Source organism: Streptomyces phaeofaciens, from assembly GCF_014648915.1.
Taxonomy (GTDB): Bacteria; Actinomycetota; Actinomycetes; order Streptomycetales; family Streptomycetaceae; genus Streptomyces; species Streptomyces phaeofaciens.
The window spans coordinates 1-26249 of record NZ_BMSA01000058.1 but is presented as its reverse complement, the minus strand read 5'-3'; the positions used below and the strand labels follow the sequence as shown (position 1 = coordinate 26249).

The window sequence follows — 26249 nt, the reverse complement described above, 5'->3', positions numbered from 1 at the left end:
GAGCGTCACCGGCGCACGGTGGCACACCCCGGCTTCACGAAAATCTTGCCAGGGCCACTTTTCTCCCCAGGTGCGTACGGACGAACGTCCCCAGCTGTCAGGCCACGTCGTTCTCTCGCTCGATGGCCTTGAGGCGGTTCTTGAGCCGGTGGCTGGGGCCGTTGATCGAGATCACTTCGCAGTGGTGCAGGAGACGGTCGAGGACGGCGGTGGCGAGGCCGGGCTGCCAGGTCGAAGACGACCCACTGGGCGTCGGCGTAAGAGCCCGCGATGACGAATGGCTGATGCCACCAGCCGTTTTGGCCACCGGACAGGTCGTGGAAGTCAGGGAACCGTCCGAGGGTGATGACGGCGTTCAACGCGTCGCCAGGTTCTCCCACAGCACGTCCGTCCCGGGACTGACGGTGTTCGGGATGGTGGTGCTCGGGGCGGTGGTGCTCGGGGTGGTGGTCACGGTCGGGTTCCGTTCCAGAGAAAGAGAGCGGGCCGGGCCAGCCCGGTAGCGGGGCGGTACCGGTGGAGGCGGAAAGCGCGTAGAGAGCCAGGGCGGCCGGGACGATGACGGCCTTGAGGCGGCCGGCAGTGCGCCAGGGGCGGTTGCGGTGGTGGGATGCCGCAGCCTGAACTCCCTTCACCAGACGAATGGCAGAGCAGCGCCGGACCGGGAGCGGACCGGCGGGGGCCGGGCCCGACCAGGGGGCCTGGTGGTCGGCCCTTGGCCGTGGAGTGGGCAAGCCGGGCAACAAACCCGGAGAGCAACAACCCGGACGGCGGGAGCGGGCGGGCGGCGGACGGATGGGCCGGGGGCGGGCGGGCGCGGGCGGGCGGCGGACGGATGGGCCGGGGGCGGGCGGGCGCGGGCGGGTGAGAAGTCCGCCAGCGTGCCTGACAGGCCGACAGGCCGTCCCGGACATCCGGGGGCGGGCTGCCAGCGGCGCGGCCGAGCGGGGTGGGTCAGCAGATCGTCAAGGCTGCGCGGGCCTGGCGGGCGGCACGCGCGGCGGAAATGTACGCCTCGGCGACCTCACCGAAGATCAGCCGGGCGACACGGTCGTAGCCGCCGCCGTCGGCCTGCGACCGACCGTTGCCCTACCTCACCTCCCGGGGGCGGGTTCGGGCAGTGCTCTTCGCAGAGGAGATGCCCGACGCGGACCGGGCGTTCGGCAGCGGCGTCTGCCTTGACGCCCCGGTCAGCCCGTTCAACGAGGACGGCGTCGTGGAGCTGCCGTACGGGATGGACTCGATGGGACGGACTCGACGGGGTGGACCAGCGGCATGGGCGTCGTCCGCGCGGCCTCGACCTCCCGCCGGAAGGCAAGGGCGATGGCTGATGAACCACCGGGCACGCCATGGCGCGGACCTCGTGCCGCCGATGGCGTCCGCACAGGGCCGTGCATGGTGACCATGCACACGAGCTCTCCTCTGCCCCCTCCTTCGGACCGTCCTGATCGAGGGCTACCACCGCGTGGCGGAGAAGTGAGCACTATCTCTTGGTATGTCATGAGTGGATGACCGAGCCGTCTGCCGCCGCACAGCTCCGCCGGACCGCCCGCCGACGGGCCGCCAGAGATCAACGACCGCATCGGAGCCACCCCGTCGGGCCGAACAACGACACCAGGATCAGCCGACTGACATGGGTGGCCCTCGCAGCGTCCACGCTGCCGGGACTGGCTGCACTCGTCGCCCTGCTGTTCACGTGGATGTCGGTCGAGCAGACCAACAAGGACCTGCAGATCGCCGAGCAGGGGCAGATCACCACCCGGTACAACAGCGCGATCACCAACCTGGGATCGGCATCGTTGGACGTGCGCCTGGGGGGAATCTACGCCCTGCAACGCATCATGCAGGACTCCTCCCGAGATCAGGGCACCGTCGTCTCGGTGCTGTCCGCGTTCGTACGCCAGCACGCTCGCGTTCCGGACAGCGGCTTTACGCCGGCACAGGAGTACAGACCCCCTGCCGACGTGGCGGCCGTCGTCGCCGTGCTGGGCGACCGGTCCGCCGACCGGGAGGTGACCCAGGACGGGAAGCCGCTGTACCGGATCGATCTGAGCAGCGTCGACCTCCGCGGCCTGGAGCGCGAAGTGGGCCTCACCGAAGGCGGCATGCCCCAACGCAGCAACTTCCGCTTCGCGGACTTCACCGGCGCTGACCTGCGAGCCGCAGGCCTGGAGAATTTCGACCTCTTCGGCGCGTTCCTCGACCACGCGAACATGCCCGCCGTGAACCTGCAGAACGCGGACCTTCGGCACGCGTTCCTCGGAGGCGCCGTCCTGACCGACGCGCACCTGGGCGGGGCCGTGATGACCGGCACGGACCTCGACGGGGCGAACCTCCACCACGCACACCTGAACAGGGCCCAGGAAACCAGCAAGACCAGCGAGGCCGACTCAAGCACCGACCTGACCGGCGCATCCCTGATCGGCGCGAACCTGACCACCGCGGACCTGCGCAGCGTGCTCCTGAAAAACGCGAACCTGACCGACGCGAACCTGGCCGGCGCCGACCTGCGCGGCGCCGATCTGACCCGTACAGACCTGAGCAACGCAGACCTGACCGGGGCAAACATGTCGGGCGCGAAGCTGTCGGGCACAATCCTCAAGGGTGCGCGCGGAGTGGCCTCCTGGCAGCCGTGACCGCTCACCGTGACCCCCGCAGTCGCCGCACACGCACAGCCGGCCAGCTCCGGGAGGCTTACGCCCGCCCACTCTCTCCGACCTGCGAGGGGTGCAAGGTGAGGGCATGCTCGTGGAATACCCGGACCGGCGAATGGACGGACACCTGCTCGGCTTGCCGTGGTGACGAGTACTTCGACAACGACCACATGATCGGCCAGGAGGGCCGCGTTACCGATCAGAAGGCCTGACTGATCGTGTCAGCATGAAGGTCGTTGTGGGGCTTGGGAGTCGGGTGTTGTGTCGGCAGGATCTGTCGGGTGTCTACTGATCTTGTACCGGACGGCCGGTGGGACGAGCAGCTCCGCTGTTGCCTCCTCGCCCGCCCAGGCGGCATCAGTATCCTGGGCGGGTTGCCGGCGGATGACCGGGCCGCACCGCCCCCTCGGTGTCGCCCAGGGCCAGGAGGGCTGTGGCTCGGAGGCCGAGCAAACGGGCCTGTCTCTCGGGGTCGAAGAAGACGTCGCGGAAAAGGGCCTGCGCCCGGTCGTGGCACTCGGCGGCCTCCCGGTGCCGCCCGGCGGATTGAAGGGTGATCCCCAGGCTGTACCGCGCGGTGCCCTCCTCACGTACGGCACCGGCTGCGTGGAAGAGCTCCAGAGCCCTCTGGTGTGTGGCGATAGCCTCGTCGATCCGGCGCAGATAGCGAAGGGCCGTCCCGAGGTTGTCGTACGCCATCCCCTCAAGACGCCGGTCTCCCAGCATGGAGGCTCCTTTGACCGCATGCCGGTACACCACGGAGGCATCGTCGAAGTGCCGCCTCCAGGAAAGGTAGTGACACAGGCTGAGGGCGAAGCGCGTGCCGTTCGCGGCGTACTCTGGATCGGTGGCCCACTGGCAGGCCCCGACCAGTCCCTCTCGTTCCGTGTCCAGCCAACGCAGGGCCTCCTGCCGGTCCGCGAACCTGCCGCTCCGTGAGCGCCTGGCAAGCGGCCGGAGGTAGGGGTGGCTGTCCGTGACGTGGTCCTGGTACCAGCCCAGCAGACGGGCCCGCGCCGCGTTCCCGTCCGTGACGAGGGCGGCGTCCTCCCGTGTCTTGGCGACACCGTAGGCGCGCACCAGATCGTGCATACGCCAACGGCCACGGCTGCTGCCGGGTTCCATCAGATGGGCCCGGACGAGCACGTCGAACGGGCGCGGGGCGGGCGGCGATCCGCTCAACGCGGTGAGCACCTCCGTGCCCGCCTCGGGCCCCGGTGCGAGGACCAGCAGCCGGAACAGCCGTGCCGGTTCGTCGCCGAGTCGGCGGTACGACATGTCGAAGGCCGCCCGCATCGCCCGCTCTCCGTCGTCCAGGTTGTCGATGCGCGTGGCCGCGTCGGCGAGTTCGTCCGCGAGTTCCTCCACAGGCTTGCCCGGGTCGTTGACGAGCAGCGCGGCAGAGATGTGCAGGGCCAGCGGAAGGTATCCGCACTAGTGGCTCAGCCGGCGTGTGTGGTGGAGTTCCCGCGAGATGCGTACGTCGTCCGGGTTAGCCGTCCGCAGGGCCGTCTCAAGTGCGTGCACGGCGTGGTCCGCGGTGAGCACTCCCAGATGCAGCAGTTGTGCGCCCAACTGTGCCAGGACGTCCCGGGAGGTGATCAGGACGCGGTGGGCCGGGTTCCCCGGCAGCAGCGGACGCACCTGGGAAGCGTGCGAGGCGTTGTCCACGACCACCAGCAGGGCGCCCTGTTTCTCGGCGACCTCGGCCACCATCGATCGGTACAGTCCGGCGCGAGCGTCGGCGCTCGCCGGTATGTGGCCGCCCGGGACACCGAGCGCCCTCAGGAGCTGTTCCAGCGCCTGTTCCGGTGCGACAGGGACGTCGTCGTACGCGTGGAGGTCGAGGAAGAGCACCCCGGCCGGGAAGAAGCCCAGCTGTTGGGCCCTGTGCGCGGCTTCCAGAGCGAGGGCGGTCTTGTCAATGCCGCCGAGTCCGGTGACCGATGACACCAGGACAGCGGTGGAGGCCGATTCGGCGGTGTCCAGGGCCGTCAGCAACGTCCCCAATTCACGGTCGCGGCCCACGAACCCCCGCACAGGCGGCGGGAGCGCGCAACGCGAGAGTGCCGGGGGCCTGGTGGAAGTGGTTCTGCACCCCCACGACATCGCCGTGGAATCGCCCCAGGCGGAAGTCGACCAGGTCCGCGCCGATGGTGGTGCCCGTACCGTCGTCGCCACTCCCGCCATAGTCCGGGCCGCGGTTCGTCCCCGTGCGCATGAGTCCATGATGCGGCGACCGGCGCCATCGGCAAATAGGCTGATCCTGCAGGGCAGTTGATCGGGGCGAGCCCGGCCGGCCGGATCCTGCCCGGGCGGACCGGGCTTGGCCGCTCCGCGGCCTGGTCGACCGCATCACCCTGGCTGGCCTGGGCGAAGCACCTCGCCCACCAACTCGCCAAAGCCCGGGGCTGGGGACGCAACCTCCGCTTCGGCGTCAACCGCGGCCTGGCCGTCATCCTCACCGACTACGTCGAGGGCGACGTCGTCCGGCACTGCGAGACATTTGCCCCGCTCAGGGCCCTCGGCCTGCGGGGCCGGCTCTGCCATCTGTCCTCATCATCCGCTTCATCGTCCACGGCCGGGCTTGTCCACCCGTGATCCATCCCAAGCTAAAAAGAGCAGCGACTCTGTATAGTGACCCTATAAACAGAGCAGTGATTCCTTTTGCTGGAGGATGCGATGCCGCGGCTTACCGACGCACGCAAGGAACTCCGGCGCGCCCAGATCACCGAGGCCGCCGTACGCTGCTTCAGCCGCAACGGCCTGGAGCGGACCTCGATCGCCGACATCACGGCCGAGTCCGGCCTCTCGAACGGCTCGATCTACGCCCACTACCGCAGCAAGGCCGACCTGGTCCAGGCTTCCGCCCACGCAGTGCTTGCCAAGCGCGCCGAAACCCTCGGCGACTACGCCGCGAGCGACACCCCGCCCGACCCCGACGAACTGCTCGCCCGCCTGATCTCCGCGATCGACCCCGCCGAAGCCCGCGTCGGCGTGCAGACCTGGGGCGAGGCGACCACCAACCCGGCCATCCGCGGCATCGTCGTCGACACGATCGACCGGATGCGCGCCATGGTGCACGACTGCGTCATGGCCCACCTGGTCAAGGTCGAGCACCTCGACCCGGCAGAGGCCCAGGAGCAGGTCATCCCGATCGCCGAGCGGCTGATGGCGCTCTACCTGGCCGAACTGCTACGCACCTCCCTGCAGTCATCGACCGAGGAGACAGAGTCTTGACCTCCCTGACCGCACCCTTCGCCGACCGCACCGTCTTCCGGGTCGGTTACGGCGCTCTGCAGCTCGAACGCCTGCACCATCGCCGCGGCGAGGCCGTCGCGTTGCTGCGCCGCGCGGTCGAGTTAGGCATCGATCACCTGGACACGGCCCAGTTCTACGGCTTCGGTTTCGCCAACGACGTGATCCGCGAGGCGCTGCGCCCCGAGGACGGCGTCCTGGTCGTCACGAAGGTCGGTGCCGATCCCGACCCGGGCGGGCCGCTGCCGCTGCGTCTGGCGCAGCGGCCCGAACAACTGCGCGCCAGCGTCGAGGACAACCTGCGAAGCCTCGGCACCGACCAGCTCCCGGTGGTCAACCTGCGCCGCCTCGACTCCGGTCCCGGCCTGCGCCCTGACGGCGATCAAGTCGTCGACCTCGACGACCAGCTCGCCGTGATGGCCGCCCTGCGCGACGAGGGGAAGATCGGCGCGATCGGCCTGAGCAGCGTAACCCTCGACGGCCTGCGCCGCGCCCTACCCGCCGGCGTCGTCTGCGTCCAGAACGCCTACAGCCTCGTCTCCCGCGACGACGAGGACATGCTGCGGCTGTGCGCGGCCGAGGGCATCGCCTGGGTGCCGTTCTTCCCGCTCGGCGGGGCCTTCCCGAGCCTGCCCAAGTCGACCGACGAGCCGGCGGTGCACGCCGTCGCCGATTCCCTGGGCGTCACGCCTTCCCAAGTCGGCCTCGCCTGGTTACTGCACCACGCCCCCAACGTACTGCTCATCCCGGGCACCGCCGACGCCGCCCACCTCGAAGCCAACATCGCAGCCGGCAGGATCACCCTCGACGCCGCCGCCCTCGCCACCCTCGACGCCATCGAGTCCCGCTCCAACGAAGTCCCCATCGGCTGACCGGAACCGACCGGGCCCGGCTCGCGGCCACAGCCCGGGCACCCGGCCACGGCGCACAGCCCATATCCGCCAAGGACCTAAGGACAGATCATGAAAGCCATCATCTACCGCGACAACGGCAGCCCCGAGGTTCTCCAGTTGGTCGACCGCGACCTGCCCGTGCCTGGCCCCGGCGAGGTCCGTGTCCGGGTCGCCGTGTCCGGAGTCAACCCGACCGACTGGCAAGCCCGCTCAGGCGTCGCCCATGCCAAGCTGTTCACCGAGGTCACCCCGCACCTGGATGGTGCCGGCGTGATCGACGCCGTGGGCGAGGGGGTCGAGCAAAGCCGGGCCGGCCAGCGGGTCTGGCTGTACATGGCTGCCGCCGGGCGGCCCACCGGCACCGCCGCCGAGTACACCGTCGTACCCGCCGAGCGAGCCGTGCCGCTGCCCGACGATGCCGGCTTCGACCTCGGTGCCTCACTCGGCGTCCCTGCGCTGACCGCTCACCGCGCGCTCACCGTCGCCGAGAACGGGCCCAGCCGTCTCCGTCCCGGGGCGCTCGACGACCAGGTCGTGCTCGCCGCGGGCGGGGCCGGGGCGGTCGGGCACGCCGTGATCCAGCTCGCTCGCTGGGCCGGCGCCACCGTGATCAGCACGGTCAGCGGCCCGGAGAAAGCCCGGCTGGCCACCGCCGCCGGCGCCCACCACGTGATCAACTACCGTGAAGGCGACCCGGCCACCGAGATCCACAAGATCGCCCCGAACGGCGTCGACATCATCGCCGAGGTGGCGCTCGGCGCGAACCTTGCACTGGACCTGGCCGTGCTGCGGACACGCGGCACGATCGCGACCTACGCCAACGACGGCGGCAAGCCGGTCGAACTGAACGTCGCGCAGAACATGGTGCTCAACACACGCCTGCAGTTCCTGGTGCTCTACACGGCCGGCCTACAGGCGCGCGCCGCGGCCGTCGAGGACGTCGCCGCCGCGGTCCGCGACGGCGCCCTGCCGGTCGGCGAAGAACACGGCCTGCCACTGCTCCGCCTCCCGCTCCACCGCACCGCCGACGCACACCGGGCAGTGGAGAGCGGCGCGGTCGGCAAAGTCCTGGTGGACATCACGTCCTGACTCATGGCCAGCCGCCGTGCCGACATCTGCGCGTAGCCGCAACCGGCACGCGGCAGCTCCCCCAGCCGCAGGCTCGCCGCGAAGATCCCACCCCGGACCGGCGCTGGCAGGTTCCGACCAAAACTCCGCAATCGCCTCCCGGACAGCCTGCCTGGATCGAGGCCCCAACATGCCAGAAGAACCCGTAGACATCAGTGAGGCATGTCCACTGAAGACCACGTGTCCAGTGGTATCTGACGACCCTGGACAACGTGGAGGAGCGCGGTGGTGGCGAAGTCGGCGGTGGCGTTCACGACAAGGTCGTATTTCCCCAGATGGTCGACAGCATCGTCACCCGGCGTTTGAGTCCCGTGAGGGCTTCGAACTGCGCTGGTGATGCGCCGCTCGGTGCTACAGGCTGAAGGCGCCGCCCTCGATGAGGATGAGCCGGCCGATGCTCTGCCCGCTCCCCCGCCGCCGGCCTGCTGGTCAGCAGTTGATGGGGGCGTTACCGGAAGCGACTCGGCAGAAGTCCGACCCAAGTCCGCCGTCGACGGTGCCAGCGTTCGGGCCGACGAAGACGAAATCGCCGTCGGCGCCGCCAAGGATCCTGCCGGTCGCCGTGGTACCGGCATTGGCCGTGATCGAGTCGCCACCAGCGCCACCGTCCACGGTGCCGGCAACGATTCCGTTGATGACGATGTAGTCGCTCCCGCCCAAGCCGTTGACACTGTCCCCCAAGGCAAGAGCGCCGCAGCTGATGTTGTCGGAGCTGGCAGTACCACTGACGGTCGTACCGGACACGGGACGGCCGTTGACCGTACATGAAGTCAAGGCTTGTGCAGGCGTTGCGGTCAGGGTGAGAGGAGCGGCCACGAGGGTGGCGGCGCAGAGCGTACGCATCGCATGTCTGATCATGTAATGAGTGGCTCATGCCGATTTCATGATCGCAATGCTGCACCATCGGTGGCGCCACCGTTCGGGGCAGTCTGCCGCCCGGACGGGCCAGCCGCGGCTGACGGTCAGATCGTTCGGGGTGTGCGGCTGACGTCCGAGGCTGGAGTCCGGGGCCCATCCGGCGGGTTCCCCACATGGGAACCCGCGGGAACCGCCCACACCGACGACAGCGACGTGCGGAAGTTCACCCGGGAGCCGTGCGGTCACGACTGGCGAGGTCCTCATCCTCGGCGCCGCCGGGCAGATCGCCCGATGGGCTGTGGACACGCTCGGACACGAGAAGACGGAACTCACCCTGCTGGCACTCGAGCGGATCCGACTGCCGGATGCCCCGCCGGCTATTCGCGTGATCACGGGTGATGTGCTCGACGCGGACGTGCTCGGCCCGGCGCAGCCGTGCCTCGCTCCAGGCCGACCTGGCCAACGCCCAGGCTCGCCATACCCGGCTCGTGACCCGCATCCAGCAGTTGGAGAAGCGACTCTCTGAAGCGCTGAGGGAGTAGGTATGGCGTGAGTCCCGCTCGGTGCCCCAACCGACCTTGAGGAGCTCCAACGGACGATCACTCGCCTGGAACAGCAGACCGTCGAGCTGATGGCGTCTTTGGAGGAGCGCGCGGCCGAACTTGAGGCTGCCCTGGCGGCCAACCGGCAGTTGACCAGGGCCTTGAACCAGCCCGCCTGACCTGCGTCTGGGTAGTCAAGCCGCCGCGACCGGAGGACAGCTGGTCAGGAGGCGGGCTTCGCGTTCGCGGTTCGCGTGTGGGTGGTCAGGCCGGTCAGCACCAGGCTGAGCCAACGGGCGCGGGCTGCGGGTGGTTGGTCGGTGGGGGCAGTGCTGAAGAGCAGGTAGATGTCGTCGACGGTGACGTCCTGGTGGATGTCTCCGTCGGCCTGCCCCGCCTGGATCAGCGCGGCCAGTGCGGCGCCAGCGCGGGCTTCGGCATCCCGGTCGACCGGGTCGGCGCCGAGGGTGCGGGCGGCGGCCTTGACGGCGTGATTGGTGGCGGTCGCCTCCGTGACGTGGGCAAGGAAGTCGCTGATCTCGTCCACAGCGCGCGAACCGGAGGCAAGGCGTTCGCGGGCGGCCTCGGCGGCTTCAGCGACGTGTGTGGTGTATTCGGCGACGACTGCGGCGACCAGGTCGGTCTTGGTGGGGAAGTGCCGGTAGAGGGTGCCCACGGCCACACCCGCCGCGGCGGCGATCTCGTCCATACCGGCGTCAGGACCGTGCAGGGTGATCTGCTCTCGGGCCGCGTCGAGGATCTTCTTGCGGTTGCGGACCGCGTCGGCGCGCGGTGCTCGGGTCTGGGCCATGGGCTCTCCTGCGGTGGGCGTCTCAGCTTGCATTAACGTGAACCAGAGTTCATGATAGATAGTGAACCGAAGTTCATCTTACTCCGACAGGAAGTCCCCATGACCGCCAAGACCGCTCTCGTCACCGGCGCCTCCTCCGGCATCGGTGAGGCCACCGCCCTCAAGCTCCAGTCCCTGGGGTACACCGTCTACGGCGCCGCCCGCCGCACCAACCGCCTCCAGAAGCTGGCCGACCGCGGTATCCGTCCGCTGGCCATGGACGTCACCGACGATGACTCCATGCACGCCGGCATCGAGAAGATCGTCTCCGAGACCGGCCGCATCGACGTCCTGGTCAACAACGCCGGCTACGGCTCCTACGGCGCCATCGAGGACGTCCCCATGGACGAGGCCCGCCGCCAGTTCGAGGTCAACGTCTTCGGCGCCATGCGCCTGGCGCAGCTCGCCCTGCCGCACATGCGCGCCCAGCACACGGGCACGATCGTCAACATCACCTCCATGGGCGGCAAGATCTACACCCCGCTCGGCGGCTGGTACCACGGCACCAAATTCGCCCTCGAAGCCCTCAGCGACTGCCTGCGCCTGGAGGCCAAGCCCTTCGGCATCGACGTCGTCGTCATCGAGCCCGGCGGCATCGCCACCGAGTGGGGCGCCATCGCCGCCGACCAGCTGGAGAAGTCCTCCACCGCCGGCGCCTACGCCAAGCAGGCCGACGCCGTGGCCTCCTCCCTGCGCTCCGAGGCCAACGCCAAGCGCAACTCCCCGCCCCAGGTCATCGCCGACGCGATCGGCAGGGCCGTCACCGCCCGCCGCCCCAAGACCCGCTACGCCACCGGCTTCGGCGCCCGCCCCCTCATCGCCCTGCGCCGCATCGTGTCCGACCGCGCCTTCGACACCGTCATCTCCCGCGCGGTCGGCCTGCCCACCTGACCCTCACCGGGCCAGGGCGACACGCTGTCGGCGGGCCACGGTTGGCTGCGAATATGCAAACGATCTCGCTGAATTGCCCCTGCGGACGCTTCATGACACCCGACGGCCGGGCTGGGCGCGGAGCCTTCCGCTGCGGGTGCGGTCTGCGCGGAGTCCGGGCCGGCGAGCGTATTGACGCGGTACGCCGCTGCACGTACGGCGACTGCCGTACCCGGGCGACCACGCCGGAGCCGCTGAAGTTCTGCCTGGAGCACGAGGCCGAGGCAGCGTCTCGGCCGGCTACCTGGCCGGCATGCAGGTCCTGGAGCACTTCCTCGAACGCAGCCCCAGCCCGCGTGCTCGGCGCTTCGGGGACGCGATTGCGCCGCTGCCGAAGACTACGGATCACCCGTCAATGGTGCATTTCGCCCGACGGGAGTGCTGATCAAGATCGGGACGAGCGTGCGGCTTCGCAAGCGTATGACCTCGCTGGCAACCCTGATGCCGGCGACCGAGCCCGGCGACTGCGTCCTCGAAAGCCAGTTGATGCGCCGGTTCAATCACTTGCTGGCGGGGGCGGGAATGGTTCCACCCGGGCCCAGAGCTCATCGCCTACATCAACGCTCTTCGTGCGGCCTCAGGAGCCCAGCGATCAGCTGACCGCCCTGAGTCAGGGCAAGGCCCCGGCCCGGGATCGGGCGGGGCCTCTGGCCTGCGGTGCGGCTACAGGTGAGCGAGCACCCCCACCGCCACGAACAGCGCCGCAACGAGCAGCTGCACTGCGAGGACACCACCCACCGCACGGCCGATGCGCCGTACCGCCTGCCGGCTGGTGAGCGGGCCGTGCGTCTCGCGGTGCGCGACGACCAGTCCGACCACGGCTGGATCGTGCGGGCACCACAGCGGTCCGCCGCTGAAGCCGGGGGCGATGGCTGCGCCGGATAGGGCGCCATCTAGGTAGTAGACACCCTCGTGAGCCAGCTTGGCCTCGGCGTCGGCGAAGCCGCCTGCCTTGCCGTCGGGGCCGAAGGCGCGGACCGCCTGGCCCTCGGCCATCTCCCGCCACACCGCGGGTCGGGCCTGTTCGGGTGCGGGTTCCGTCAGCTCCAGAACGCACAGGTTCGCCGTGCCAAACCCCCGACGGCATGCGCCGGGGCGGCACCCACACCGTCGCCCGGTGGACGGTCCGTCGGGGCGTACCCGCGGCAGGGAAGACCACATCCAGCCCCTCGGCGGCGGGACAGTCGGCGCTCAGGGGCCGCATGCCGAGGGCGTCGGCGATCACGTGCGCGCAGGTGAGGACCTGCCGGGTCAGATTGATCCGCTTGATGACGTGGGGCGTGCCGTCCACGGCGGATCCGAGCCCGATGGGATACCCGCCGCTGCGCTGGCCGGACCGCGGACGTCGATGTTCCGCCTAAGCTGCCTGGCCGACCATATGCACCTCGCCGACGCCCGGTGTGGGCGCGGTCCCGGTCGACCGATCGGGCTGGTCGTCGACGGCGATGTCGCAGCTGTCGTCCACCAGTCCCTCCAGCCGGGTCAGGGTCAGAACGCGGCGCACGGCCGCGCTGGGGCCCCTGACGGCGAAGGTGCTCCCCTGCCTGGCGGCGCGACGGTGGGCTGCCACCACCGGCCGCAGTCCCGAGGCATCGATGAAGTCGAGTCGGCGCAGGTCCAGCGTGATGTCTTCGCGACGGTCGGCGCAGGATCGCAGAACCTGTCGCAGGCACGGCGCGGTGGCGATGTCGAGTTCACCTTGCACACGCACGACGGTGCTGCTGCCCTCGCGGGAGGTGCTGATCAGCAGGCCCTGCGGCCTTTGCGCGGAAGACTGCGAGACGGTGCTGGCACTGGACAGGGAACGGACGGCGGTTGCCGTGGTCATCGGCTTCTCTCTTCTGTCGTGAGGGCTGATTCCAGCTTCAGGGGCCGCCGCCTGCGGTACATCGGCCGACTGACCGAATGCCAAGCTCACTCACGAGGATGAGGAAGGGCCCCGCGTCGTCCGGACGAGCTGCCGGCTTCCCGTGCCGCGGAATGCCGCCGCTCGCCGCGGCCGCGCGCTGGGCAGCGCCCGCCCTCCTCAGGAAGTTGACCGACACCATCGCCCGAGGCCGATTGTCGGAGCGGTACGAGCCCACACGTCGTCGACGTCATCCTCGGCTCCCACTCGCCCGAGGACCGCTCGCCTCCACGCATGGCCTGCCTCCAGGGGCGTGCCCGGGCCCGGCCTCTTTTCGTCGTCGCTCTTGCCATGCTCTGAGCACGGTCGCGGTGCGAGGCGGCGCCCGCCCTCGCCTTGGCCGTACGCACAGCGCCCCTACGCCTCGTCAGTTCGGCGGAGGCCGGAGGCGTTCTCGCGGCGGCAGGGGGTCTGGGGCGGGTGACGCTTAGGCGAAGGCGACTACCGGTCGCCAGGGGTCGCGCAGGCCCGTGCGCCCGGTCACCGGTCCTAGGGGGCGACGCAAGACGCTCGGCCGGGGAATCCGGCCGAGCGTCTTCGTTTCTCCCGCCGTGCGGGCCCTCTACTTGGCCCCAGCCTCAGCGACCGCCCGCGGTTCGGGTGCGGGCTTGACCTCGCGCTGGAACAGCGACGCGATCGCGGACAGGAGGAGCAGGATCACGGAGAGCCACAGTCCCTTGGCGATGCCGCCCTCGGAGTCGGACAGGATGCCGGCGATCAGCGGGCCGACCGCCTGGCCCACGCTGAACGCCACGGTCAGCCACGCGATGCCCGAGGTCCACGCGTGCTGCGGCAGCATCCGGCGCGCCAGCACGGTGACGGCGGTGGGACCCGCCATAAAGCCCGCGCCGAAGATGACGGCGGAGGCGATGGCGGCTGCGGCACCGTCGAAGAGCAGCACCGGCAGGACTCCCACGAGTACGACGACGGACACCAGTGCGGGCGCATGACCGCCGCGGAGCCGTCCGATGATGCGGCCCCACACCAACAGGGTCGCCAGGGCGCTGGCACCGCCCAGGACGACGAAGAACCCGGCCGTGCTCCAGGTGCCCATGCCCTGGTCCCGCAGGAGCGCGATGACGAAGGTCATGTAGGAGACGTAGCCGGCACCGAAGAGCACGTACCAGATGAAGGCCGGCGTCATCCTGCGCAGGCTCGACGCTTCGTTGGCCGCGCCGGTCGGCGGGGCCGCCGGCGGGACCGCCTTGACGGCCCACGCGGCGGGGCCGACCAGCAACAGGGCGAGCAGGCCCATCAGAAGCCATCCGGCCTGCCAGCCGGAGGCGTCCCAAGCGGTGAGGGCGGCGGGAACGACGACGCCCGCGATGACGACGCCGATGCCGACACCCGCCATGTAGACGCCCACGAGCGCCGCGGACCGGTGCTGCCGACCACCGGTGGGGATCCTGGACGCCAGGGCCGAGCCGACTACGAACGTGACGGCGGTGGCCAGCCCGCCGATGAATCGGAAGATCGACAGAGCGGTGAAGTCGCTGGTCAGACCCGATCCGAGCAGCGCCAGCGCACTGATGACGATGCCGATCACGAAGCTGCGGCCGGCCCCGAGACGTCGCGACCACCAGGCGCCGCTTCCGGCGCCGATGATGTAACCCAACGCATTCGCGGTGTTCAGCCCGCCGGCCGCCGCGTACGTCCAGTTCAGTTCGGATCGCATCGACGGCAGGAGGAGTGCGTAGGCGAAGCGGGTGAAACCGAGGGCCACGACCGGACCGGCCGCCAGCCCCAACGCGATCATGTACTCGGAACGCGGGCGAGCCGTGCTCGCTCCCATGGCTTGCATGGTGTGTCTTCCTCAAGATTGCGAATGATCTTCGGAGCCGCCGGAGGGCGGCGGCCCTGATCCCTGCCTTTTGTGGCCGGGCATCCCAATCAACCCCGGCGTCGTCCCGGTCCATCACTGCCTTTCGGGACGTCCGAACCTCGGATCAGGACAACCTCCGTGTCGGGGCGATGTCCCGAACCGAGGATGTCCTGTCTGCCTCGGAGGCCACCCCGCACGGCTCTGACGTGGTTCTCGGGCGGGTCAGCGGTGCCCACAGGAATCCGGCGGTCACCTTCGTGCTGTGGGTCGCGCGGCTCCTGTCCGGTCGGCACGTCCCGCTGTACGTGAGGGCTCAGCTCGCGGGCTCGGTCGCCGGAGTGGTCCTGGGGCGGCTGACGGCGGGGGCACCCCTGTCCCATCCGGACGTGGAGTTCGCGCTGTTGAGCCCCGCTCTCCCGGTGCCTGCGACGTTCATAGCGATCGGGGAAGGGTTCGCGACGGCGATCCTGCTGGTGAGCGTCGTCCGCCTGGCCCACCAGCCGAAGCCGGCATGGTCGGCGCCCGTGCTCATCGGCGCGATCCTCTTCACGCTGATCATGTACGTGGGAGGCAGCACCGGCGGCAGTCTGAATCCGGCCCGCCAGTTCGGACCGTGGCTTCTCTCCGGTGCCGACACCGGCCTGTGGCCCTATGTGACGGGACCGCTCGCCGCAGCCGTCGTCGTGGGTGCGGGCGCCGTCCTGCTGCGCTCGCCCGACCGCCAGCGGCAGCACGACGGATGAGCGCTGTGCTGCCGGGTCCGGGCGAAGGGGACGGGCTCACGGGCGCCGTGCCGGGGGTGACGGGGCTGAGTGCGGTCGAGGAAGAGATTCAGGTGGACCGCGCCTCGTCGTCCTGGTCCCGGCGACGGCCCGATGGTGACCCTCAAGACCGCACTGACCGAATCGGACGCTTCTGGGCTACGGGGGTGCCGCTACGGCCGGACACTCCACGGCCCGGGTTGCCCCAAGCCGCGGTTTCCCGGGCCCCCGGAGCGTGCCTCGACGACCGCCATCTGCCTGCCCCGCTGACCGCGGGGCCGACCAACATGGCCGTCGCACGCCACAGACGCCTGAACAGCCGCACGGTGCAGCGCCGTGAACTGCGGCTGATGGACCTCACCGGCGCGGACTCCCCGAAGCAACTGGCGTGGCACGCCACCCGTGAGGGGTGGGTCCAGGGCGACTGTGGGGGGCACCACCCACGGACGGTGCCCCCTTCGTTCCGGCTCCGGGACGGTCTACTCGGCCTTGCTGCCCAGGGTGAGCAGGGTCTTCACCGCTTGGCCCGCGGCCTTGTTCTCCTCGTCCGTGTCAGCCATCGCGTTGATCGACACCGTCACCTGGCGACTGCCGTCGGCGAGGGTGAACGAGTGGGTCGCGAAGCCAGGGGTGCCACCGACGTGTCCGTACGCGGTGCCGAACGCCTGGTTGTCGAACTTCGCGATGCCCAGACCGTATTGCGAACCGTCGTCGAGCGACTGAGTGGCCTTCATCTCCTTCATGAGGGAGGCGGGCAGCAGCTTCCCGGTGACGAGTGCCTTGTAGAAGGTGTTCAGGTCCCGGGTGTCGGAGATCATCGCTCCGGCGGTCCACGCCCAGGACGTGGAGTAGTCGGTCACGTCTGTGTACGGGGAGGTCGCCCCGTCGAGTCGCATGTAGCCGTTGGCGTGCGGGCCGTTGATCCGGGTCGACTTCTCCGGGAACGAGGTCCTGTCCAGGCCCAGGGGCTCGATGATGCGTTCCCTGACCTCGGTCTTGGCGGTGTTTCCGGTGACCTTTTCTATGAGCATGCCCAGCAGGATGTAATTGGTGTTCGAGTAATGCCCGTCGGTTCCCGGACCGAAGGTCGGCGCGTGCGCGTTGGAATCCGCGATCAGCTGGTGAGGAGCATAGGTCTTGAATCGCGTGTCGTAGAACTTATGCATGTCGGCGCCCCACAGCGTGTCGGTATAGCTGTGCAGGCCACTGCGGTGGCTGAGAAGCTGCCGCACGGTGACGTTCTTGCCGTTCGGCACAAGGCCGGGCAGATGGCGTTCCACCGAATCGTCCAGCTTCATCTTCCCTTCCTGCACCAGCTGGAGCACCACGGTGGACACGAAGGTCTTCGTCACGCTTCCGATGCGAAAGAGGCCGTCGCTCCGGGTGGGCTCGTTCTGCTTCAGGTCGGCCCTTCCGCTGTGGCCTCGCCAGGCGCCGTCGGCGTCGCGGACCTCGGCGACCACACCCGGAGCGCCCGCCTTGACGATGGCGTCAAGCGCCTTCTGGAGCTGAACGTCGTGATTCCTCTTCTCCTCGTGGCCGCCACGGAGTTCGCGGGAAACGTCGCCCCGGACGTGTTCTCCCCTTACCACGCTGACGGCGGCCGGCGAGGAACTGTCGGCCATGGCCGGTGCCGCGAGCGGCACCGCCAGGACTGTGGTTGCCAGAACACCCGTGGCAATGGAGGCGTAACGCATGTTGTTCCTTTCGAACGGCTTTCCTGTTTCACAGCATGCTCGACAGAATTCGGCATTGCGTCACCCAGGAGAAGCAGCTGGAATGTCGGCCGTAACGCTGAGGGGAACGCCGTCTCCATCGAAAGGCTGAGACGGGAATCCGAGAGGCGAAACTCTGACCGGCCTGGTTGTCCAGGAACCGCCGTGGCGCAGTCCGCGCACATGCGTCGGCCCCACCGGCTGTGCCGCCGGTGGGGCCGAAGGGGCGACACCCTGTTCGTCAGGTGCCGGTGGCCGGCTGAACAAGTCCGGTGTCGTAGGCGAGGATCACGGCCTGCACCCGGTCCCTGAGCTGGTACTTGTCGAGGATGTGGGCGACGTGTGTCTTCACCGTGGCTTCGCTGACCTGGAGTTCCGCCGCGATCTCCGCGTTGGACAGACCTCGTGTGAGCGTGCGGAGCACGTCGAGCTCGCGCGCGGTGAGGGCGTCGAGGCTCCGTGGCACGGGATCGGATTCGGTGGTGGCGAGGCGGGCGAAACGGTCGAGCAATCGGCGCGTGACACGAGGGGAGATCACCGCGTCCCCTTCCGCCACCGTTCGGATCGCGCCGACGAGGGAGTCCGCGGGCCCGTCCTTGACGAGGAAGCCGCTGGCTCCGGCGCGCAGCGCGTCGTGGACGTGCTGGTCGAGGTCGAAGGTGGTCAGAATGATGACCCTGCTCGGCATCCCGGATTCGACGATGCGCCGCGTCGCCTCCACTCCGTCCATGCGGGGCATACGGATGTCCATCAGCACGACGTCGGGCTGAAGAGTGCGGGTGCTCTCGACACCATTCTCTCCGTCTCCCGCCTCGCCGACCACGGCGATGTCGGGCTCCGCTTCGAGAATGAGGCGAAACCCCGTTCTGATCATGGGCTGGTCGTCGACCAGCAGCACGCGGATCGCCGTCATGGTGCGCTGTCTCCTTCGGCTGTTTCACCAGAGTGAAGCGGCCCGGGTTCCGGGCAGGTCGCGCCACCCGGATCGCAGGCCGGGACTGCCTCCGGCCCGGTCGTCCCATACCCCGGCAGCGGGATCGTGGCGTGCACGCAGTAGCCGCCGCTGGGACGTTGTCCGGTGCGGAGGGTGCCGCCGACGGCTGCGACGCGCTCCCTCATGCCCACCAGACCGTGCCCCGCCCCCTTCAACGTCCGCACCAGGGGCGTGTCCTCGTGACCGGGGCGGCGCCCGGTGTCACAGACGTGGAGGACGAGGGAACGGTCACGCTGCCAGGTCAGCGAGAGCTGGGCGGACGTGTGCCCGGCGTGCTTGAGGGTGTTGGTGAACGCTTCCTGAATCACTCGGTAGACCGCGAGCTCGAAGCCGGCCGATAGCTCTCCCGGCTCGCCGCTCGTGACGAAGTCGATGTCGAGTCCCGCCGCGCGGACGGAGTCCACGAGCGCCGGGATCTGCTCCATCGTGGGCTGCGGCGGCTGTCGGCTGGGTTCGCCTTCCTCCTCGTCGTCGGTTCTGAGCACCAGCAGAAGGCGGCGCAGCTCGGTGACGGCGGCCCGCCCCGTCTGTTCGATGCTCCGGTGCAGTTCATGCGCCTTCGCTCCGTCGCGGTCCTGGACCCGGTCGGCGGCGATGGTCTGCACGACCATGAGGCTGACGTTGTGGGCGACGATGTCGTGCAGCTCGCGGGCGATGTGGGCGCGCTCCTGGGCGAGGGCCGCCCGCGCGTTGGCCGCCTGTTCGCGTTCCACGGCCGCGGCTCGCTCGAGTGCTTCGGTGGCCATGGTCTTGCGGGCCCGGAAGAGACGCCCGAAGGCCCAGGCCACCGCCAGCAGGACGGTCATCGTCGTGGCGGCGGCGGTGCCGTAGTCGGGCACCATGAGGAGTTCGCCGACGATGAAGGCCGGGGCGAGGACGACGAGCATCAACGTGGCCGTTCGGCCCGACGACCGTACGGCCGTGACGGACACGGCCACCGCCAGCATCACGTACGACACTCCGATCGTGGTGCCGTGTTCCCCCACCGGTGGCGGGATGTAGTGGAAGGCCTGGAGGAGACCGACAGCCAGCGCGACGACCAGGACGACGGGGAGCGGCCACTTGCGGTGCACCGCCAGCGGCACTCCGGACACCAGGACCAGGAGGGCTCTCCACACATCAGGGTCACGCAGGACCGGACCGTCGGGTGCCCGGACCGGCATGCCCAGGCCGCCGACCACCATCAGCAGGGCCATCACGACGTCGACGACGGCCCGGGGCACACGTCGTCGGGCGATCGAGTCGAGGCCACCACGAGTCATGTGTCCCACGGTAGGCACTCCCGTGTGCACCGCTCCTCCCCCAAGGGCTGGATCGCCGTCCCGTATCTCATCCCTTCGATTCTCGTCCTGAAGGCGGAGCTCCGCTCAGGCGCGCCCGTCGCGGGCTCGGGGCGTCAGCCCGAGGGCCGAGGGGGCACGCCTTCTCATTCCCGTGACGGAACCGGGCCTTCAGCAGTACGGCCGAGAAGACGGCGCGGTGTACGGCGGGCAATGGAACGACCGGCCCGCCCGCGGCCGGTGCCGGCCCGGACAGGAGACGACCAGTGACTCACCCGACCCCTAGGACCCAGCCGTCGCAGAGCGCAGTGCCCGGCGTGGAGCACGCGGTCCAGCTCCGTGACGTAACCAAGCGCGACGGAAGGGGGCCCCGGCCGGTGCTGGCATTGGACCATGTATCGGCGGACATCCCCGGCGGAAGCTTCACGGCCGTCATGGGTCCGTCCGATTCCGGCAAGAGCACGTTCCTGCACTGCGCGGCCGGTCTGGACCGCGTGAACTCCGGCGAGGTGCGGCTGGGCAGCACCTACCTGTCCCGGCTCGGGGAAGCGTCACTGACCAGGCTGCGCCGTCAGCGCATAGGCTTCGTCTTCCAGGCCTTCAACCTCGTGCCGTCGCTCGACGTCGAGCAGAACATCACGCTGCCCCTGCGCCTCGGGGGACGAAAGACGTCGCGGGCCTGGTTGCCGTACGTAGTGGAGCGGGTCGGCCTGGGTGATCACCTGAAGCACATGCCTTCGGAGCTCTCGGGCGGACAGCAGCAACGCGTGGCGATCGCCCGGGCGATAATCATGCGACCCGGGGTGATCTTCGCCGACGAACCCACCGGCGCCCTGGATCCCGAGACAGCCCGCAGCATCCTCACCCTGCTGCGACACACCGCCACCGAGCTGCACCAGACCGTGGTGATGGTGACGCACGACCCCCACGCGGCCTCGTACACGGAAAGCGCGCTGTTCCTGGCCCGGGGGCGGCTGGTCTCCAGCCTTGCCTCGCCGACCGCCGACCGCGTCGGCTCGCTGATGGCCGGCCTGCGAAGGGACGCATGATGCTGTGGCTGACCCTGTCGACGCTGCGGACCCGCAAGGGCGGACTCCTCGGAACGTTCATCGCCCTGCTCATCGGCTCCGCGGTGCTCAGCGTGTGCGGGATCCTCCTGGAGTCGGGGCTTCGCTCCGACGCAGAGGTACGCGGCGGCCGACGTGGTCGTCGCGGGGCGCCAGCAGGCGGACATGCCCGTCGACGGCAGGAGGACTCCTCCACCGACGCCCCTGAAGCCGACCCTGGTGGAGCGGGTTCGGGTGCCGGCGAAGCTCGCACCGTTGATCAGGACGCTTGGGGAGGTACGGGCCGTGGTGACATCGGTGTCTTCGCGCAGATGGTCGGACCCGACGGCGTGCCCCTGGCGGGGGCCGACGGCACGCAGTCCTTGGGTCACAACTGGTCCAGCACGCAGCTGGGACCGTTTCGGCTGACGTCGGGACGCGCCCCGGTCGGCATGACGGACGTGGTCCTCGACACCGATCTGGCCGCCAGGGCTGACGTCGTACCCGGCGACCGGCTGTCGCTGACGACGGGCGCAGGCACCGGACGCTTCCGGGTCTCGGGCATCGTCGCTCTTCAGGGCCACGAAGGGGTTCTGCGACAGCCCGCGGTGTTCTTCTCCGACGCCTTCGCCGAGCGGCGGTCCCTCCGCCCCGGTCTCGTGGACTCCCTCGGAGTGCTGGCCGCTCCGGGAACCACCTCCGCCGAGCTCGCGGACGCCGTGTCCACCGTGCTCGACGGACACGACGTGTCCGTGCGCACGGGCGACGACCGTGGCGAGGCGGAGTTCCTCGACGTGGTCACGAGCGGGCCCAGGCTGGTCCTGCTGGCCGTCTCGGTCGCCGGCAACATCTTCCTGGTCACGATCTTCGTGGTCTCCAGCACGCTCTCCCTGGCCGTCGGGCACCGCCGACGCGAGATGGCGCTCCTGCGCGCGGTCGGAGCGGCGCCCCGCCAGGTCCGGCGGATGGTGACGGCGGAGGCGCTCGCGACGGCGCCGGCAGGTGGGGTGCTGGGCTGGCCGGTCGGTGTCCTGGTGGTGCGCTGGATCGGCGGTCGACTCGCCGAGCACAGTTTCGTTCCCTTCGATTTCGAGCCGGTGTACGGGCCGCTGCCACCGATGGGAGCGGTCCTCGTCACGGTCCTCACGGCGTATCTGGCCGCCCTGACGGCCGCTCGTCGCACCACCCGTATCCGCCCGACCGAGGCCCTGGGGGAGGCAGCCGTTGAACCTGCCGGCCTGGGACGGTGGCGGACGGCGACCGGTATCGTACTGATCCTCGGCTCGGCGGCCCTCTTCGCCGTGGGTCTGAACCGGTCGGATGACTTCGCCACGCTCGCCGGTCTCGCGAACTCGCTGGTGCTGACCGTGGTCATCGCCGTCGCCGTACTGGGCCCTGTGGTCTCTCGTGCCTCGATGCGGGTCGTCGGCCCGGTGCTCCGGGCTTCCGGGGTCACGGGACACCTGGCAGCGGCCAACAACAGCATTCACGTGCGGCGGCTCGCGGGAGCGGTCACCCCGCTCATCCTCGCGGTCTCCTTCGCGGCGACCGTGATCTTCGCCGAGAGCACGTCCCAGCACACCGCGCGGGAACAGCGGGAGGCCGGCCTCGTCGCGGATCACGTCCTCACCGCACCGGTGAAGGTGGCGCCGGAGGTCGTCGAGGACCTTCGCGGCCGGGAGGGGATACGGGCGGTGACCGGCCTCGTGACGTCCTCGGTGGTCGGGGTCGCGGTCGGCTCGGACTCAGGACAACCGGTACCGCTGAGCGCCCAGGGCCTCGAACCGGAGGCGCTCGCGGAAACCGTCGACCTGGACCTGCGGCAGGGCGACTTCGACCGTCTGGGGCCCCGCCACGGTCGCCCTCAGTACCACGGCCTCGTCCCGGCTGGGGCTGGACGTGGGTGACTCCGCGCGGCTACGCCTGGGCGACGGCACGCAGGTCACGCCGCGCGTGGTGGCGGTGTACGACCGGGGGCTGGGGTTCGCGGACCTCACCTTCGCCCATGCGCTTCTCGCGGCGCACACGACCATGGGGATGAACGACTCCGTGCTGGTGAGGGCAACCGCGGGAGCACGCGACGAAGCGAAGAAGGCGTTGGCCGATGTGAAGGAGAGACACCCCTCGCTTCAGGTCACGGACCGCCTCTCGTTCGACCGGCAGATGAAGGAACAGCAGGCTCACGCCTGGGTGAACCACCTGATCGCCGGCCTGATCATCGCGTACTCCGGCGTCACGGTCGTCAACGCACAGGTGATGAACACCCTGGTGCGGCGGCGGGAATTCGCCCTCCTGCGACTGACCGGCATCACCTCCCGCCAGGTCATGCGGATGATCGCCTTGGAGGGCACCGCCGTCGCCGTGATCGGTGTCGGCCTGGGCACCCTGGCGGCATTCCCGGCACTCGGCCTCATCGCGCTCGCCCTCACCGGAGCCGTACGGCCCACCGTGTCGCCGCTCGCCTACCTGTACATCGCCGGGGGAACGGCGGGGCTCGCGGCCCTGGGAGCCTTCGTCCCCGCCCGACTGATGCTGCTCAGGCGGCCTGTCCACGCGATCGGCTCCAGGGAGTAGCCGGCGGGCCCGTTCTCCGGAACAGTACGGCTGGCGGCGCCTGATGACGCTGCCGGCCGTCGGTCGTGCCTGGAGCGAGGGGGACCGTGGGAGAACCGTGGAGCGACCCGCGACGAACCGTCAGCGGCCGGTGGTCCTGAAGCGGTTGCGGTAAGCCCCTGGCGTGACGCCGAGGAGGCGGTGGAAGACGCGGCGCATAGTCTCGACGGAGCCGAAGCCGCTCGCGCGGGCGACGGAGTCGAGCGGGTCGCTTCCGCTCTCCAGCAGGGCCTGGGCCGCCTCCGTGCGGATCTGGTCGACGAACCGAGCCGCACTCATGCCCGTCTCGACCCGGAACAGACGGGTCAGCTGACGTTCGCTGACGCCGGCCCGTGCCGCCATGGCTGCGAGGCTGTGGTCGGCGCGCGGGTCTGCGGTGATGTCGTCCAGAACCTGGCGGAGTACCGAGTCCGTGCCGTACTTGGCGGTCTGTCGGACCGAGAACTGCGACTGCCCGCCCGGCCGTGCCATGAACACGACGAGGTGTTTCGCCGCCGCGCGTGCGACATCCGCGCCCAGGTCGGTCTCGACGAGCGCCAGGGTGAGGTCGATGCCCGCGGTGATCCCGGCGGAGGTGATGATGTGGCCGTCGCGCACGAAGATGGAGTCCTTGTCGACGTCGATCGCCGGGTAGCGCGCTGCCAGGTCCGCGGCGAGCCGCCAATGGGTCGCGGCACGCCTGCCGTCGAGCAGTCCGGTCGCGGCCAACGGGAAGGCGCCGGCACAGATCGCGGCCACCGTACGAGTCTTCGGGTCGGTCGCGATCCGGGAGATGTGCTCGATCAGGGGGTGGTCGGACACCGCGGCCCACCAGTCCGGGCGGCCCGGAACGAGAAAGGTGTCGACGCCGGAGTCGACGTCCTGGAGTGCCAGATCGGGGATCAGTTGCACTCCGCCGGTCGTCGTGACCGGCTTTCCGTCCAGCGAGGCGGTCGACGGACGGTAGTTGCCGCCGTACTCGTTGGCAGCGGCGTAGACCTCCAACGGTCCAGTGACGTCGAGGAGTTGCACCTCGTCGAACATCACCATGAGGAGATGGTGCGGCGGCTCGGCCGACCGGTTCATGGAAAAATCCTCGTCCTTCGGGAGACGCCTGGCAAACGGATGGACCGGCCGCCGGCCCGTACGCCGGACCGAGGTACGCGTCGGCGGGGGCTCATAGCCCCTCTATCACCGAGCGCGGACGCCTCGGATCCGGCGTGTCACGGACGGTGGCGGCCGGTCCGCAGGAACCGCCGGGACCGTTCGAGGAGCAGCTCTTCCCTGTCGGCGAAATCTCGCACCCTCAGGCCGTCTCCTGCTCGTCGGCAACGCCAGCGGCGACTGGGACCACCGCATCGACGGCACCCACATCTGGCAGGGCAACATGACCGTCGCCGGGTTCAACGCCGGCGGCTACCTGCCGGCCGGCGCCATGCTTCCGGGCTCTTACAGCTCGGCCCGACGGGAAGAAACCCTGATCTGGGGACCGCCGGGTACTTCCTCCCACCGCGGTCGTGGGGCCACGCCGACGGACAACGGACTCGTCCTCCAGCGTCCAGCCGTCGAGACCAATTGGCCGAGTCAGCGTTGCTGACGATGCACCGGCGGTCCGAGCAACTTTCGAGTCACTCCTCGAGAGGCACCGTCCGGAGGCATTGGAGGACCTGTATGCCGTCGTGGTGACTGTTGATGACGATCCCGAACGCGAGAGGGCTCTCCGCGAGGCCCTGGACGACCTCATGACCTCAGCGAACAAAGGTAGGCGCCCGGGCACCGTGTAAAATGCCGCCGACCACTTCCTCTGACTGCGCTTCCTGGGGCATGGCGTACCGCGCGACCAGGTGGTGCCCTTCTCCCGCAGCGAATTGTCCGAGGCGGCGCCCGGCGCATCCTGAACGGCTTGGGTGTACCCGAGTCCCGGGACGCGGCAGGCCGGTTCGTCCGTGTGCCGGACGACCCGTACCTCACCGATTTCGCCCGCACTCCGCTCACTCGATCAGCTGCCGGAAACGATCGACAGCCTGGCGTTTGACCATCACAGCGGCAGCGAAGCGTCCTGGGCCGGCGCGCTGGCCGGAGTCCGCACGGCTGGAGGGAATCCGATATGCGGTCCTCGGCTTCGGCGACTCCAACTACGACGACTTCTGCGGCCACGGCCGCCGGCTCGACGAACACTTCGACACCCTCGGCGCCACCCGCCTCGTCCCCCGCACCGACTGCGAACCCGACTTCGGGGACACCGCCGAGCAGTGGCTCGGTCAGGTCGTCACCGCGCTGGTCACAGCCGATGACCGGCAGCCTGTGCCCGCAGGTGCGGTCGAGACGGAGGTCCCCGAGCCCGCCGTCGCCACCACCCCGGCCGTTACCGTCCCGCCGCCCGCGCCAGCACCGGCCGGCTGCACCAAGGCATCCCTCTTCGCCACCCTCCTCGTCGGCAACACGCTGCTGAGCCTGCCCGGATCCCAGCAGGAGGTCCGGCGGTTCGCCTTCGACACCCGCCTCGGCGAACTCGCCTACGACGCCGGTGACGCCCTCTGCGTCCGGCCCGCCAACGGCCCCCCGATCGTCGACACACGGCATGCAGTCGGCGTAGCGGGTGGCGACGGCCTGGCCCGGGGGCCGGGAGCGTAGAACGCACGCTGTCGGCCGCGTGCAACGTGACGCGGCCGTGGCCGGGCATGCCTGTCTGGCCGTCCTGCGCGCCCGAGCGTCGGACGCGGGGCAAAGGAGAAACGGCCGTGGGGGGCGGGCGGAACGGAGACTCGAGATCGCCTCGCTGGGCTGGAGTCGGGCGGTCGGGCATCGTCGTAGGCCGATGAGCCCGTATCGCCCCGTACCCTTCATGGTGTCTACGGCGTCGCACAGCGGGCGCCAAACCACTGGAGGCAACACCACGTGCTGATCGCTCAGCGTCCGTCCCTGACCGAAGAGGTCGTCAACGAGTTCCGCTCCCGGTTCGTCATCGAGCCGCTGGAGCCGGGCTTCGGCTACACGCTCGGCAACTCCCTGCGTCGTAC

23 protein-coding genes and 2 pseudogenes are annotated in these 26249 nt (G+C 69.7%); 12 read left to right on the top strand and 13 right to left on the bottom strand.

The window, feature by feature from the left end:
• Positions 1-97: 97 nt before the first annotated feature.
• Positions 98-217: pseudogene (locus tag IE275_RS44360) on the bottom strand (ATP-binding protein); the annotation flags it as partial.
• A 1291-nt stretch (positions 218-1508) separates the two neighbouring features.
• Between IE275_RS44360 and IE275_RS44355 the strand changes: the two are divergent.
• On the top strand, positions 1509-2636 hold the full coding sequence (locus IE275_RS44355) for a pentapeptide repeat-containing protein (RefSeq protein ID WP_189718385.1): 1128 nt from the start codon (positions 1509-1511) through the stop codon (positions 2634-2636).
• 375 nt (positions 2637-3011) lie between these two features.
• On the opposite strand, the gene IE275_RS44350 is transcribed toward IE275_RS44355, so the two are convergent.
• The 3 genes from IE275_RS44350 to IE275_RS44340 all read right to left on the bottom strand — a co-directional run bounded on the left by IE275_RS44350 (position 3012) and on the right by IE275_RS44340 (position 4875).
• Positions 3012-4022 carry a tetratricopeptide repeat protein gene (locus tag IE275_RS44350; protein WP_189718384.1) on the bottom strand — a complete coding sequence of 337 codons (1011 nt, stop codon included), beginning with the start codon at positions 4020-4022 and terminating at the stop codon, positions 3012-3014.
• Between the two features lie 66 nt (positions 4023-4088).
• Complete coding sequence (locus tag IE275_RS44345) at positions 4089-4655, bottom strand: hypothetical protein (protein WP_189718383.1); 567 nt, start codon at positions 4653-4655, stop codon at positions 4089-4091.
• Between the two features lie 10 nt (positions 4656-4665).
• Positions 4666-4875: a hypothetical protein gene (locus IE275_RS44340; protein WP_189718382.1), complete on the bottom strand. Its 210-nt coding sequence runs from the start codon at positions 4873-4875 to the stop codon at positions 4666-4668.
• A 56-nt stretch (positions 4876-4931) separates the two neighbouring features.
• On the opposite strand from IE275_RS44340, the gene IE275_RS44335 reads away from it, so the two are divergent.
• From IE275_RS44335 to IE275_RS44320, 4 genes are all read left to right on the top strand, one after another.
• Positions 4932-5255, top strand: coding sequence for a hypothetical protein (locus IE275_RS44335; RefSeq protein ID WP_189718388.1), 324 nt, complete (start codon positions 4932-4934; stop codon positions 5253-5255).
• An 81-nt stretch (positions 5256-5336) separates the two neighbouring features.
• Positions 5337-5894, top strand: a complete 558-nt coding sequence (locus IE275_RS44330) for a TetR/AcrR family transcriptional regulator (protein ID WP_189718381.1) — start codon at positions 5337-5339, stop codon at positions 5892-5894.
• The gene (locus IE275_RS44325; RefSeq protein WP_189718380.1) at positions 5891-6784 is read left to right on the top strand and encodes an aldo/keto reductase; all 894 of its coding nucleotides are present in this window, start codon (positions 5891-5893) and stop codon (positions 6782-6784) included. The genes IE275_RS44330 and IE275_RS44325 overlap by 4 nt, the downstream gene beginning before the upstream one ends.
• Before the next feature lie 90 nt (positions 6785-6874).
• Positions 6875-7894, top strand: a complete 1020-nt coding sequence (locus IE275_RS44320) for an NADPH:quinone reductase (protein ID WP_189718379.1) — start codon at positions 6875-6877, stop codon at positions 7892-7894.
• Positions 7895-8362: 468 nt separating this feature from the next.
• Here the strand turns inward: IE275_RS44320 and IE275_RS44315 are convergent, their stop codons facing one another.
• Together IE275_RS44315 and IE275_RS44310 are read right to left on the bottom strand one after the other, a co-directional pair.
• Positions 8363-8791: a hypothetical protein gene (locus IE275_RS44315; protein WP_189718378.1), complete on the bottom strand. Its 429-nt coding sequence runs from the start codon at positions 8789-8791 to the stop codon at positions 8363-8365.
• 765 nt (positions 8792-9556) lie between these two features.
• On the bottom strand, positions 9557-10144 hold the full coding sequence (locus IE275_RS44310; protein WP_189718377.1) for a TetR/AcrR family transcriptional regulator: 588 nt from the start codon (positions 10142-10144) through the stop codon (positions 9557-9559).
• 99 nt (positions 10145-10243) lie between these two features.
• Here IE275_RS44310 and IE275_RS44305 point away from each other — a divergent pair, with 99 nt between their 5' ends.
• Positions 10244-11074 carry an oxidoreductase gene (locus IE275_RS44305; RefSeq protein WP_189718376.1) on the top strand — a complete coding sequence of 277 codons (831 nt, stop codon included), beginning with the start codon at positions 10244-10246 and terminating at the stop codon, positions 11072-11074.
• A 702-nt stretch (positions 11075-11776) separates the two neighbouring features.
• Here the strand turns inward: IE275_RS44305 and IE275_RS44300 are convergent.
• The 3 genes from IE275_RS44300 to IE275_RS44290 all read right to left on the bottom strand — a co-directional run bounded on the left by IE275_RS44300 (position 11777) and on the right by IE275_RS44290 (position 14811).
• Entirely contained in the window at positions 11777-12109 is a 333-nt protein-coding gene (locus tag IE275_RS44300; RefSeq protein WP_189718375.1) for a hypothetical protein, read from the bottom strand.
• A 361-nt stretch (positions 12110-12470) separates the two neighbouring features.
• Positions 12471-12941, bottom strand: coding sequence for an STAS domain-containing protein (locus IE275_RS44295; RefSeq protein ID WP_189718374.1), 471 nt, complete (start codon positions 12939-12941; stop codon positions 12471-12473).
• A 640-nt stretch (positions 12942-13581) separates the two neighbouring features.
• The gene (locus IE275_RS44290) at positions 13582-14811 is read right to left on the bottom strand and encodes a YbfB/YjiJ family MFS transporter (protein WP_189718373.1); all 1230 of its coding nucleotides are present in this window, start codon (positions 14809-14811) and stop codon (positions 13582-13584) included.
• Positions 14812-14990: 179 nt separating this feature from the next.
• On the opposite strand from IE275_RS44290, the gene IE275_RS44285 reads away from it, so the two are divergent.
• The gene (locus IE275_RS44285; protein WP_189718372.1) at positions 14991-15584 is read left to right on the top strand and encodes an MIP/aquaporin family protein; all 594 of its coding nucleotides are present in this window, start codon (positions 14991-14993) and stop codon (positions 15582-15584) included.
• 497 nt (positions 15585-16081) lie between these two features.
• Here the strand turns inward: IE275_RS44285 and IE275_RS44280 are convergent, their stop codons facing one another.
• The 3 genes from IE275_RS44280 to IE275_RS44270 form a co-directional block, all read right to left on the bottom strand.
• On the bottom strand, positions 16082-17299 hold the full coding sequence (locus IE275_RS44280; protein ID WP_189718371.1) for a serine hydrolase domain-containing protein: 1218 nt from the start codon (positions 17297-17299) through the stop codon (positions 16082-16084).
• Positions 17300-17558: 259 nt separating this feature from the next.
• A complete protein-coding gene (locus tag IE275_RS44275; protein ID WP_189718370.1) occupies positions 17559-18230 on the bottom strand; it encodes a response regulator in 672 nt (223 codons plus the stop codon).
• Positions 18227-19573 carry a sensor histidine kinase gene (locus tag IE275_RS44270; protein ID WP_189718369.1) on the bottom strand — a complete coding sequence of 449 codons (1347 nt, stop codon included), beginning with the start codon at positions 19571-19573 and terminating at the stop codon, positions 18227-18229. The genes IE275_RS44275 and IE275_RS44270 overlap by 4 nt, the downstream gene beginning before the upstream one ends.
• A 395-nt stretch (positions 19574-19968) precedes the next feature.
• Here IE275_RS44270 and IE275_RS44265 point away from each other — a divergent pair, with 395 nt between their 5' ends.
• From IE275_RS44265 to IE275_RS44255, 3 genes are all read left to right on the top strand, one after another.
• Entirely contained in the window at positions 19969-20640 is a 672-nt protein-coding gene (locus IE275_RS44265; protein WP_308435797.1) for an ABC transporter ATP-binding protein, read from the top strand.
• Between the two features lie 329 nt (positions 20641-20969).
• Positions 20970-22544 (top strand): ABC transporter permease, encoded by a 1575-nt coding sequence (locus IE275_RS44260; protein WP_189718368.1) that lies wholly within the window; start codon positions 20970-20972, stop codon positions 22542-22544.
• The gene (locus tag IE275_RS44255; protein WP_189718367.1) at positions 22537-23211 is read left to right on the top strand and encodes an ABC transporter permease; all 675 of its coding nucleotides are present in this window, start codon (positions 22537-22539) and stop codon (positions 23209-23211) included. Before IE275_RS44260 ends, IE275_RS44255 begins: the two co-directional genes overlap by 8 nt.
• Before the next feature lie 120 nt (positions 23212-23331).
• On the opposite strand, the gene IE275_RS44250 is transcribed toward IE275_RS44255, so the two are convergent.
• The gene (locus IE275_RS44250; RefSeq protein WP_229871327.1) at positions 23332-24315 is read right to left on the bottom strand and encodes a GlxA family transcriptional regulator; all 984 of its coding nucleotides are present in this window, start codon (positions 24313-24315) and stop codon (positions 23332-23334) included.
• 945 nt (positions 24316-25260) lie between these two features.
• Between IE275_RS44250 and IE275_RS46600 the strand changes: the two genes are divergently transcribed.
• Together IE275_RS46600 and IE275_RS44240 are read left to right on the top strand one after the other, a co-directional pair.
• On the top strand, positions 25261-25863 hold the full coding sequence (locus IE275_RS46600; RefSeq protein WP_308435795.1) for a flavodoxin domain-containing protein: 603 nt from the start codon (positions 25261-25263) through the stop codon (positions 25861-25863).
• 264 nt (positions 25864-26127) lie between these two features.
• A pseudogene (locus IE275_RS44240) lies at positions 26128-26249 on the top strand (DNA-directed RNA polymerase subunit alpha); the annotation flags it as partial.

Coding starts and splice junctions, on each gene's coding strand:
- IE275_RS44355 (WP_189718385.1), top strand. CDS start 1,509: ATGACCGAGCCGTCTGCCGCCGCACAGCTCCGCCGGACCGCCCGCCGA.
- IE275_RS44280 (WP_189718371.1), bottom strand. CDS start 17,299: ATGCGTTACGCCTCCATTGCCACGGGTGTTCTGGCAACCACAGTCCTG.
- IE275_RS44340 (WP_189718382.1), bottom strand. CDS start 4,875: ATGCGCACGGGGACGAACCGCGGCCCGGACTATGGCGGGAGTGGCGAC.
- IE275_RS44295 (WP_189718374.1), bottom strand. CDS start 12,941: ATGACCACGGCAACCGCCGTCCGTTCCCTGTCCAGTGCCAGCACCGTC.
- IE275_RS44260 (WP_189718368.1), top strand. CDS start 20,970: ATGGTCGGACCCGACGGCGTGCCCCTGGCGGGGGCCGACGGCACGCAG.
- IE275_RS44285 (WP_189718372.1), top strand. CDS start 14,991: ATGTCCCGAACCGAGGATGTCCTGTCTGCCTCGGAGGCCACCCCGCAC.
- IE275_RS44305 (WP_189718376.1), top strand. CDS start 10,244: ATGACCGCCAAGACCGCTCTCGTCACCGGCGCCTCCTCCGGCATCGGT.
- IE275_RS44300 (WP_189718375.1), bottom strand. CDS start 12,109: ATGGCCGAGGGCCAGGCGGTCCGCGCCTTCGGCCCCGACGGCAAGGCA.
- IE275_RS44250 (WP_229871327.1), bottom strand. CDS start 24,315: ATGAACCGGTCGGCCGAGCCGCCGCACCATCTCCTCATGGTGATGTTC.
- IE275_RS44310 (WP_189718377.1), bottom strand. CDS start 10,144: ATGGCCCAGACCCGAGCACCGCGCGCCGACGCGGTCCGCAACCGCAAG.
- IE275_RS44290 (WP_189718373.1), bottom strand. CDS start 14,811: ATGGGAGCGAGCACGGCTCGCCCGCGTTCCGAGTACATGATCGCGTTG.
- IE275_RS44275 (WP_189718370.1), bottom strand. CDS start 18,230: ATGACGGCGATCCGCGTGCTGCTGGTCGACGACCAGCCCATGATCAGA.
- IE275_RS44330 (WP_189718381.1), top strand. CDS start 5,337: ATGCCGCGGCTTACCGACGCACGCAAGGAACTCCGGCGCGCCCAGATC.
- IE275_RS44270 (WP_189718369.1), bottom strand. CDS start 19,573: ATGACTCGTGGTGGCCTCGACTCGATCGCCCGACGACGTGTGCCCCGG.
- IE275_RS44320 (WP_189718379.1), top strand. CDS start 6,875: ATGAAAGCCATCATCTACCGCGACAACGGCAGCCCCGAGGTTCTCCAG.
- IE275_RS44315 (WP_189718378.1), bottom strand. CDS start 8,791: ATGATCAGACATGCGATGCGTACGCTCTGCGCCGCCACCCTCGTGGCC.